Origin of the sequence: Vibrio sp. 10N.261.52.A1, from assembly GCF_002876325.1 — a bacterium.
GTDB classification, from domain to species: domain Bacteria; phylum Pseudomonadota; class Gammaproteobacteria; order Enterobacterales; family Vibrionaceae; genus Vibrio; species Vibrio chagasii.
The window spans coordinates 1-10,627 of record NZ_MCYD01000092.1 but is presented as its reverse complement, the minus strand read 5'-3'; the positions used below and the strand labels follow the sequence as shown (position 1 = coordinate 10,627).

General features: G+C 45.7%; 9 protein-coding genes and 1 pseudogene. 8 read left to right on the top strand and 2 right to left on the bottom strand.

Going from position 1 to position 10,627, the window contains the following annotated elements; all coding sequences use genetic code 11:
* From BCT81_RS01275 to BCT81_RS01265, 3 genes are all read left to right on the top strand, one after another.
* On the top strand, positions 1 to 592 hold a 592-nt coding region (locus tag BCT81_RS01275), incomplete at its 5' end, for an NIL domain-containing protein (protein ID WP_277869780.1).
* Entirely contained in the window at positions 582 to 1,265 is a 684-nt protein-coding gene (locus BCT81_RS01270) for a methionine ABC transporter permease (protein WP_008222912.1), read from the top strand. The genes BCT81_RS01275 and BCT81_RS01270, both read left to right, overlap by 11 nt.
* A gap of 80 nt (positions 1,266 to 1,345) precedes the next feature.
* A complete protein-coding gene (locus BCT81_RS01265; protein WP_008222910.1) occupies positions 1,346 to 2,155 on the top strand; it encodes a MetQ/NlpA family lipoprotein in 810 nt (269 codons plus the stop codon).
* A 111-nt stretch (positions 2,156 to 2,266) separates the two neighbouring features.
* Here BCT81_RS01265 and BCT81_RS01260 read toward each other — a convergent pair whose 3' ends face one another.
* Positions 2,267 to 3,043: a Zn-ribbon-containing protein gene (locus BCT81_RS01260; protein ID WP_004738535.1), complete on the bottom strand. Its 777-nt coding sequence runs from the start codon at positions 3,041 to 3,043 to the stop codon at positions 2,267 to 2,269.
* Between the two features lie 4 nt (positions 3,044 to 3,047).
* A complete protein-coding gene (syd, locus tag BCT81_RS01255) occupies positions 3,048 to 3,593 on the bottom strand; it encodes a SecY-interacting protein (protein WP_004738534.1) in 546 nt (181 codons plus the stop codon).
* A gap of 143 nt (positions 3,594 to 3,736) precedes the next feature.
* Here syd and queF point away from each other — a divergent pair, with 143 nt between their 5' ends.
* The 5 genes and pseudogenes from queF to BCT81_RS01230 all read left to right on the top strand — a co-directional run.
* Positions 3,737 to 4,582 carry an NADPH-dependent 7-cyano-7-deazaguanine reductase QueF gene (gene queF, locus BCT81_RS01250; RefSeq protein ID WP_102423041.1) on the top strand — a complete coding sequence of 282 codons (846 nt, stop codon included), beginning with the start codon at positions 3,737 to 3,739 and terminating at the stop codon, positions 4,580 to 4,582.
* A 53-nt stretch (positions 4,583 to 4,635) separates the two neighbouring features.
* Positions 4,636 to 6,894, top strand: a complete 2,259-nt coding sequence (locus tag BCT81_RS01245) for a hypothetical protein (RefSeq protein WP_102423040.1) — start codon at positions 4,636 to 4,638, stop codon at positions 6,892 to 6,894.
* A 118-nt stretch (positions 6,895 to 7,012) separates the two neighbouring features.
* Positions 7,013 to 8,578 carry a GGDEF domain-containing protein gene (locus tag BCT81_RS01240; RefSeq protein ID WP_102423039.1) on the top strand — a complete coding sequence of 522 codons (1,566 nt, stop codon included), beginning with the start codon at positions 7,013 to 7,015 and terminating at the stop codon, positions 8,576 to 8,578.
* 287 nt (positions 8,579 to 8,865) lie between these two features.
* Positions 8,866 to 10,230 (top strand): nucleotide 5'-monophosphate nucleosidase PpnN, encoded by a 1,365-nt coding sequence (ppnN, locus tag BCT81_RS01235; protein WP_102423038.1) that lies wholly within the window; start codon positions 8,866 to 8,868, stop codon positions 10,228 to 10,230.
* 93 nt (positions 10,231 to 10,323) lie between these two features.
* Positions 10,324 to 10,627: pseudogene (locus tag BCT81_RS01230) on the top strand (flap endonuclease Xni); the annotation flags it as partial.

Sequence of the window (10,627 nt, the reverse complement as noted above, 5' to 3'; positions counted from 1 at the left end):
TGTCGCGATTGCTCGTGCATTGGCATCAGACCCGAAAGTACTACTGTGTGATGAAGCGACCAGTGCTCTGGATCCCGCAACCACTCAATCGATTCTTGAACTGCTGCGTGAAATCAACCGCAAGCTAAACATTACTATCCTGCTTATTACGCATGAAATGGATGTGGTTAAGAGCATCTGTCACGAAGTGGCGATCATCGGTGGTGGTGAATTGGTAGAGAAAGGCACGGTTGGCGACATCTTTGCGCATCCTAAGACTGAGTTAGCGCATCAATTTATTCGTTCAACCTTAGATCTAACGATCCCTGAAGATTATCAAGCACGCTTGCAAGAAACTCGAGTAGATGGCAGTTACCCTCTGGTACGCCTTGAGTTCACAGGTGCAACCGTTGATGCTCCGCTAATGACGCAAATCGCTCGTAAATTTAATATCGATGTCAGCATTCTAAGTTCTGACCTTGATTACGCTGGCGGCGTGAAGTTCGGCATGATGGTGGCTGAGCTGTTCGGCAACGAAGCAGATGATAATGCTGCTATCCAATTCCTACGCGATAACAATGTAAAAGTAGAGGTGCTTGGTTATGTCCTTTAGTTTCAACGAGATTGCTGACTGGATCAGCCTTAACGGTAACCTTCTATTAGAAGCAACTGGCGAAACACTTTACATGGTTGCTGTGGCAGGCATTGTTGGCTTTGCTGTCGGTATTCCCCTAGGCGTGATTCTACACACTACCAAAAAAGGCGGCTTGCTAGAAAACACTAAGCTTAACCAAATTCTTGGTGCGGTAGTCAACGTAGGCCGTTCAGTACCTTTCTTGGTATTGATGGTTGCGATTATCCCATTGACTAAAATGCTGATTGGTACCTTTATCGGTACAACAGCGGCAATTGTTCCACTGACTATTGGCGCAATCCCATTTGTTGCTCGTCTTATCGAAAGTGCACTACTTGAAGTACCAACAGGTCTAGTAGAAGCAGCGCAATCAATGGGCGCGACACCAACACAAATCATTAGCAAAGTTCTGCTTCCTGAAGCACTACCGACTATTATCAACTCAGTAACCATCACACTCGTTACCCTAGTGAGCTACTCAGCAATGGCAGGTACGGTTGGCGGCGGCGGCCTAGGTGATGTGGCAATTCGTTACGGATTCCACCGTTACGATGTGACCATCATGGCTGTGACTGTAGTGATGTTGATTGTGCTTGTACAAATTATTCAATCGATCGGTGATTCATTAGTTCGCCGTGTTGACCACAGATAAGACTCAGCGTTTACACGCAAACAATCTAAGAACAGAGTCGTCTGAACCAAATTAAATAGATTTATTAAAAGGAGATTATTATGAAATTTAGCCTTAAAGGTTTACTAACTATCGCAGCGGCAGCTTCAGCGCTAGTTCTAGCAGGTTGTGGTGATAAAGAAGTCGACACTTCTAAAGTAAAAGTGGGTGTAATGGCAGGTGCTGAAGCTCAGGTTGCAGAAGTTGCAGCTAAAGTAGCGAAAGAGAAGTACGGCCTAGATGTTGAACTAGTAACGTTCACTGATTACGTAACACCAAACGCAGCACTAGATGACGGTTCTATCGACATCAACGCATTCCAACACGCACCGTACCTAGATCAGCAAGTGGCTGACCGTGGTTACAAACTGACAATCGCTGGTAACACGTTTGTTTACCCAATTGCGGGTTACTCGAAAGAAGTGAAATCGGTAGATGAAATCCAAGATGGCGCGCGCATCGCTGTACCAAACGATCCGACAAACCTAGGTCGTTCTCTACTGCTTCTTGAGCAACAAGGTCTACTTGAGCTTCGTGAAGGCGCTGGTCTTCTAGCAACAGTACGTGACATCGTTAAGAACCCTAAGAACCTAACGATTGTTGAGCTAGACGCAGCACAACTACCACGTTCTCTTGATGACGTAGCTCTGTCTATCATCAACACAACTTACGCGAGCTCTATCAACCTGACTCCACAAAAAGATGGCGTATTCGTTGAAGACAAAGAGTCTCCATACGTGAACCTAATCGTGTCTCGTGAAGAGAACCTAAACGCTGAGAACGTACAAAACTTCGTTAAAGCTTACCAAACTGAAGAAGTGTACAACGCAGCTTCTGACATCTTCCAAGGTGGCGTAGTTAAAGGCTGGTAATCTGCCTCGCTTCACTACCCTATAGATACCAAAAGGGGCTGACATTGTGTCAGCCCCTTTTTCGATCACTCGAAGCTCACTCATGAGCCTATCGTGCTAAGAACACCGTCGTTACTTTAGCTGATCCCAAGAGATGTTTGATACCAAACGGCAATCATCACACTTGAAATAGAAAATATCGTGGATCGGCGCATCTAGCAGCCATTCGCCACCACATTGCGGACATTTACGCTCTTTTTCGTCTTTCAAACTAATGCCACCTACACGGTACAAGTAGTAGTAAGTAGGAATCTTAGTCAGATACTCGATACGCCCTCTTAAGCCCCAACCGCGTTTAAACAGTACGCTTTTGGTATCGCTGATTTCCGTCAAGGTCGCGTGTTCAGCTCGACAACCACCACCCATTTGTACTTCATCACAGGCTTGCCATTCCGTCTGCCATTTCAGCACGGCTTTATGGTCGCCATTAAAGGTAGGTGGATTACGGTATAGTGGGATCGGCAACAAGCTATCACCACTGCGTAGCGGTGAACAGGTATGCACAAAGGTGGTGTACAGTACTTGCCAACTAGGCGCTTCATCTTCAGCCACTTCTTCTGAGTTCAAATCTCGACCCAGCAAGCGCATTTTAGGAGTAAGCAGGCTCGCATTAGACAGACGATCTAAGCACACTTTCACAAAATCTGAGTGATTACGGGGGTGTAAGCTATCTTGCTCCGGGCAGACAACACGAACGTAAAACTCGCCGTCACCCATCACGATAGGAAACTCACGGCCTAGCACTTGTCCGTTATAACGCAGTGCATCCATTAAGCCATTCACCGCCTTGTCGACAGCGCTTACCGTTGTGTTATCAAAACACTCAAATTGAAGTTCTAGTACGTACATCTATCTATACCGCTGGTTGTAACTTTTCTAAAAACTCAGCCAATGTCTCAGCGAGTACATCACGATTTTTGGTGCCTAAGCGCTCTAAAATCACGTTGCCAGTTAAGTTACAGATAGAGATAACATCCAGCTCTGCATCAGTCGCTGCGATGAAAACCGTCGGTTTCAGCTTTAGACGACGCTGCGTTACCAAGTGACCTAGAATATTTTCTTGCAGGCATTCGAAGTCTTCATCACTCCAAATCTGCAAAAGAGTCAGCTCATTGCCGTCAAACGTCGCATTCATATCTGCGCTGTATTGAGCACCATAGAAGGTTTTGATGTCTTCATGCAGCGTTAGCTCGATGCCTGTTTCTACGTTGGTAAAATCAGCAAATTGCTCACGTGGGTAGTGTTTCCATAACACAGCGTCACCGCTCTTTTCTTCTACGCATGGCGATACGATGTCCACCAACTCCTCGTTGCGAGGTAAGCTTTGGTGCTGCTGTTGCCACGCGTCAACGTATCGCTGACTAAAAGAAACCAGTGCGTCTTGAGCACGTTGAGTCATGAAAATCTCCTAAACACATAATAATAAATAGAATCTGAGCCTTTCCTTGCCAAATAAGCTTGTCTAATAAGCGATGACGTAATGACAGGGTAGAGGGGATTCAGTAAAATCGACCCCATTCTAATCGAATTTGAAACGAAAGTATGAGCAAATATTCTGACGCAAAAGAACTAGCGGGCTTAACGCTGGGCCAAAAAACTGAGTACTCTAACCAATACGATGCAAGTTTATTGCAACCAGTTCCGCGTAGTCTGAATCGTGACGATCTCGCGCTAAACGGCGAGTTGCCTTTTGTTGGTCATGATATTTGGACCATGTACGAGCTTTCGTGGCTGAACACAAATGGCCTACCACAAGTGGCGGTGGGTGAAGTTTTCATCCCTGCAACGAGCCCAAATTTAATTGAATCAAAATCTTTCAAGCTGTATCTGAACAGCTACAACCAGACTCAATTCGAAAACTGGGAACAAGTGACTGAGCGCTTAACGCAAGACCTATCGGCATGTGCAGGTGAAACTGTAATCGTGAATGTTAACTCGGTAACCGACTACACCAACCAACCTATCGTAACGATGGAAGGTGAATGTATCGATAACCAAGATATCCAAATCACTAGCTACGACTTTGAAGCGTCTCTGCTTGAAGGTGCTGCTGGCGAGCAAGAAGTGGAAGAGACACTGCACAGCCATCTATTAAAATCGAACTGTTTGATCACCAATCAACCAGACTGGGGCAGCGTTGAGATCGCATATTCAGGCAAGCAAATTGACCGTGAAGCCCTGCTGCGCTATTTAGTTTCATTCCGTGAGCACAACGAATTCCACGAACAATGTGTTGAGCGTATCTTCACTGATATCATGAAATACTGCGCGCCTTCGAAGCTAACTGTGTTTGCACGTTACACGCGTCGTGGTGGTCTGGATATCAACCCATACCGTTCAACAGAGCAAGATAGACCAAGCCACAATAAGCGCATGGCTCGCCAATAATCGGCAAACCACACACTTATTTGGCACCTACCTAATCTTTAAAGGACACTGAAATGCGTTGGTTATACGTTGTTAGCCTATTTATTTTAAGCTTGAGCACCTCGGTGAATGCGTCGGTCTATTCTTCGGCGCTACTCAACGAAGCCAATAACTTGGTTGAGATAGAGCCAAGCCAAGCAAAAAAAATGGCCAACAGCTATCTGACGCTGCGTGTCCTTTCTGATCAGCGCGAGAAAAGCCCTTCAGCGATTTCTCGCGAAGAGACAGACTCTTCGATCCGCACTCCAAACAGCAGTATTGATGCTTACAAGATCTTAGCGAAAGCAGAGTACAACCTTGGTAATATTCGTATTGCGATCAAGCACATCGAAAAAGCCTCTGAACTCGCTAAAACCTACAAGCTCGACTATCTAAAGGTGGATCTTGAGATCTTAAAAGTTCGCTTAGTTTGGCTCAACGACAGAAAGTCAGACAAAGCCAAAGCCGAACTCGAAACTATCGAAGCAAACCTAGAATCAGTCAGCAAAACCTTGCGTTTAACGGAAGGTATCACCTACCGCTTAATCATGTTGAAGGCGGACATCGCATCATACGACAACAAGATCGATGAAGCGGAGAAGTACTACCAAGAAGCCAAGAATTACCTCGACCAACGTTACTCAGAAAAAGTATCCATCGACTACCACATTGCAGTCGGTGAGTTTTACCTAAACCACAAAGAGTACAATCACGCGCTGTCTGAATTGCTATATGGCTACTGGAAGTCAGTAGAAGGCAACCTAAGTGCACGCTTAGCAAAAGTTAACCGTCTATTGGCACAGCTGTTCTTTGAGCGCCAAGTGTTAGACAAAGCACTAGAGCACCTATCTCAAGCCGCTGATTTCTATGACAACTTTGAAAATTCGCCAGTATTAGCTCAAGTGCTTAAGAAAATGGGGGATGTGTACTTCTACCAAGGCAAATACAACCTTGCCCTAGTGCATTTCTTCAATGTGCTAGACCACGAAAGTACTGACCGAGATATCTACCAAGTCATCGATATTCGCTTAAGTTTATCAGCGACTTACCTGCGCCTTTATAATTACCCTCTTGCAGAACAGTACCTCTCCCGTGCTCTTGAACTGCTCGAGTATACCGATATGCCAAAACTGGAAGGCCGTGCTGCGCTGCTATCAGCTGGGCTGGCTTACCACCTGCAAGAGAGCGAAGATGTGATCAAGCATGCGACACGCGCTCTTGAGATCTCACGCCAAGTCGAGAACTCTCGCCTGTCACAGCGCTCATACTACTTACTCTCTTTGGGTTACGAACAAGCCGGTCGCGCACAACAGGCTCTTGCCAACCTCAAGCAATACAACAGCCTGGTCTCTTTAGAACAGCAAAAACTCAACCGTGTTGGTGAAGATGCATTCCGCCAACAGAAAGAGTTTGCTGAGCAGACCTTGCACTATGCAGGTCAAGCGCAAGAGCTAGAAAAGTACAAGCTTGAACATCGCAAGTTCCAGAAGATCGCCTTCGCGCTATTCCTATTCAGTATTGTGCTGTTCTTCTTCGTGCTACGCCGAGGCTACATCATTCAAACCTTGGCCAAAGAAGTCGATTCACTGCGCACCGATCTCTTTACGCACTCGCGTTCCAAGCTGCCTAACCTAAGAATGCTAAACGCCAAACTGTCGAACTCTTTAGAGCAAACGAGCCAAACCTTTGAACAATGGCAGATGGGTGAACTGATTCATGAACCACTGAACGACCGTTTGCGCTTCGTGATGATTGATTTACCTTTCCTACGTAATATGTACACGCAGAATGGTTACAAAGCCGGCCTTGAGCTTGAAGATGCATTCGGTGAGTTCCTCAAATCGAAACTGGAAGGGCCATCTCGCGTTTACCATTTTTCGGATGCCAACCTACTCTACATCGAACCGAATTCAGATCGCGATTCATCGCCTGAAGCCATGTTCAGAAAGATTCAAGATTGGGTGAATGAGTTCGAGACCGAACGTAATATCAATCGTACCGTTCGCATGGGTATCGCTGACTACCCATTCTTGCCACGTGCGTACACCGCGATAAACGATCAAGAGCTATTAGATGTACTATTGATGTCGACAAACCTAGCGCGTGAGATAAGTCTCAAAGAGCGCAGCAGCCAATGGGTATACCTCAAAGCCATCGACAATGCACCCGCCGCTAGTCTTGCAACAGGTAACATAAGAGAAGCCTGTAAACATGCGATTAATCAAGGGCTAATAAAAATACAATCCTCGTACCAGAATGAGGACAACATCAAAAAAATGCTAAAAGATGACTGATTTGCGAGCGGTTAAGACTTGCAACTCGTGACCTTATTTTTAGTTTTGTTATTATCGATGTAACGGAATTTCATCAAAATGATCGAGTTCGATCTACGCGGCGCTATTTAATACATCTATGGGCATTCTTGAAAAAGACATTCAGGCGCAACTCCACCAGCTGAAATTTCAGTTGGAGCAAGTTCGTTTGACGCAAAGAGACACCTCGTTCAAATTTATTCGCGAACAGAAAGTTCTAAAGCGTATCGTCACATCGTTAAGCGACGCGTGCGTTGGCAGCAATAGCCATTTAGATGAAAACCTCATTGCCCTTAGGGAAGAGCTAGAAAAGCAAAAAGACATTAGCTCAATGATCCCAAAGCTGGCAGTACTTGAAAGGATGCTAAAGCAGAAAACGTTGGCTATGGATAAACAGAACGGATATCTGGACGATAGCATTAAGCACAGTGGGGAAACGCTGCAACGCATAACTGGTCTTCCAGCGCAGCTCAAGCGAGACCTACGAAACTTACTTAGCTTCTCCGAATGCAATGGCAGTCAAAAAGTCGACCATGCAATAAAGCTACTCGGTATTTATGAGCGTGCCATCAAGATTATGGCGAACAACTCACGCTCGCAGTTTGCTGACGCCGCACACTCTCCGGAACAAGAGCTCCTTTCCGACCTATCAAACGAATTACAACATCTGATTACTGAACTCGATTTTGAGGGAGAATCAGGTGACATGCTGACCGATATCCGCGCAAAACTATTGCTTGGTGTTTCCACACAAAACCTGCTTGAGCTGACACTACAGATCCTCAAACTGGTCATTGAAGGCACCACACTAGAGCGTAAAAAGTCTGAACAGTTTATCGATCAACTCAATGCGTCACTCGCATCGAGCATCAAAACGGCAGACCAAAATACCGATCAAAGCCAAAGCTATTTTGAGCATCGCCAAGGTCTAAACTCTGAGCTCACTGAGCTGGTGAGCAAAAGCCAAAGCTCAGTTGAGAGAGCGAAGGATATTGATAGCTTAAAACAGTCGATCAATCCTCTACTCAGTGAAATCGCCTCTCTATCTGAAAGGTTGAATCACGCCGAGCAAAAAGAGCAAGCACTGATCGAACGAATGAGCTACGGAAAAACTCAGCTCGATTCCCTATATGAAGTTACTCAAGATTACCGTAAGCGTTTAGAAGATCAGGCTCAGCGTATGCTGCTTGACCCTCTAACAAAGGTGTACAACCGTACTGCGTTTACCGATCGTTTAGAGCTTGAGTACCGCCGTTGGATTCGCGCACAACACTCGCTACGTGTAGTACTGCTTGATATCGACAATTTCAAATCGATTAACGACAGCTTTGGTTACACTGCGGGCGATAAAGCCCTAAAGATCATCGCAAGAACCATCACCAAAGAAGCCAGCACTACCGATACCGTAGCGCGTTTTTCTGGTGAAGAATTTATCTTATTGCTTCCAGAACAAACCGATGAATATTGCCATCAGGTGATTCAAAACATTCAAACTCAGGTAAGCCGTTTACCATTTAAGTTCCGTGACCAACAAATCACGATAACTTTATGTGCTGCAAGTACTCAGTTCAAAGAGTCAGATACACCAGAAGAAGTATTAGAGCGACTCAATAAAACTTTAAATAAGGCAAAACAGCGCGGTAGCAACCAACTTGTTTGGCACTAAGCAGCCTTAAATTTAATTTATTTCATTTTTTCAAATACTTATCACATACCAATTTCCTCAATGTTTGCTAAGCTAATGATTAACATTCGCTTAACAAGCATTCTTGGCAAGCAATGCCATATATTCGCTCTTGAGCAGTTTATATAATCCATTAAGCAACGCTGTCGTATTCGTTTCGTCTGGTTAACTCTCTCACCTTTAACCAAACACTTTCAACGTTTGCTTCTCACTCTCGAGCCAGAGGGTTACTTAACTGTCTCCCCTGCTCTTATCAACAAGGAGGCACTATGATCACTCATATCAGCCCTGCCGGTAGCATGGATTTACTCTCTCAACTTGAAGTTGAGCGTCTTAAGAAAACCGCGTCTAGTGATCTGTACCAACTGTATCGTAACTGTACGTTAGCGGTACTTAACTCGGGTAGCCATACCGACAACTCCAAGGAATTGCTCGATAAATACAAATCGTTCGATGTAGAAGTCGTACGCCGTGAGCGTGGTATTAAGCTCGAACTGAGCAATCCGCCAGAGCATGCCTTTGTTGATGGTGAAATCATCAAGGGGATACAAGAACACCTATTTTCAGTGCTGCGTGACATTGTGTACGTCAACATGCACCTAGCCGACAACCAAAGGCTTAACCTAACCAACGCCACTCATATTACTAACCTAGTGTTTGGTATTTTAAGAAATGCTGGAGCATTAACTCCGGGTATCGAACCGAACCTTATCGTGTGTTGGGGCGGTCACTCAATCAATGCCAGCGAATACCAATACACTCGTGAAGTGGGTAATGAACTTGGCTTGCGAGAACTCAACATCTGTACCGGTTGTGGACCGGGCGCGATGGAAGGCCCAATGAAGGGGGCGGCAATTGGTCACGCGAAGCAGCGTTACACCGATCACCGTTACCTAGGTCTTACTGAACCATCTATCATTGCGGCTGAGCCACCAAACCCTATCGTGAATGAGCTAGTGATTATGCCAGATATTGAGAAGCGTCTTGAGGCGTTTGTTCGTATGGCGCACGGCATCATCATCTTCCCTGGCGGCCCAGGTACTGCCGAAGAGCTGTTGTACATCTTAGGTATTATGATGCACCCGAACAATGCCGATCAGCCAATGCCGATTGTATTAACGGGCTCAAAGGAGAGTGAAGCCTACTTCCGCTCAATTGATAAATTCATTGGCGAGACATTAGGTCCAGAAGCACAAAAACATTATGAGATCGTGATTGATGACCCGGCTCGCGCCGCGAAAATCATGAAGCAAGCTATGCCGGATGTCCGTTCTCACCGTAAAGAGACCGGCGATGCCTACAGCTATAACTGGTCACTGCATATTGAACCTGAGTTCCAACTGCCGTTCGATCCGACTCACGAATCGATGGCGGCACTCGACCTACACATGGATCAGAAAACAGAGAGCCTTGCGGCGAATCTGCGCAAAGCGTTCTCGGGCATTGTTGCGGGTAATGTCAAAGCTGAAGGTATTCTAGAGATAGAAAAACATGGCCCATTCATTATCGATGGTGATAAAGAGCTAATGACCAAAATGGACCAACTGCTTAACGACTTTGTTGAGCAACATCGAATGAAGCTACCGGGCGGGACCGACTACGTGCCTTGCTATAAAATCGCCTCTCGTGATTAAGGCGTTTACGTTACCAACGTTTCAACTCACTAACTGATACGTTACTATAAGGGGCTAGCAGCCCCTTTTTTATTGCCTATTTAGTGGAAACTTATGTCTATCCATCTTGTTATTATCGATGCCTTGAATCTCATCCGACGCGTGCACTCGGCTCAGCCGGATCCAACCGATATAGCAAGAACCATCACCACCACAACTCGTACTCTAAATAAGATTACTTCAGAGTCTAAGCCGACTCATATCATCGCGGTGTTTGATCATCACCTGCAAGACCGAGGCTGGCGCGCGGAAGTACTGCCTGCTTACAAGCAGAACCGTAAACCCATGCCAGAGCAGCTCATGCAAGGCCTTGATGCGATCCAACAAGCTTGGTGGGAATTAGGAATAGACTCGTTAC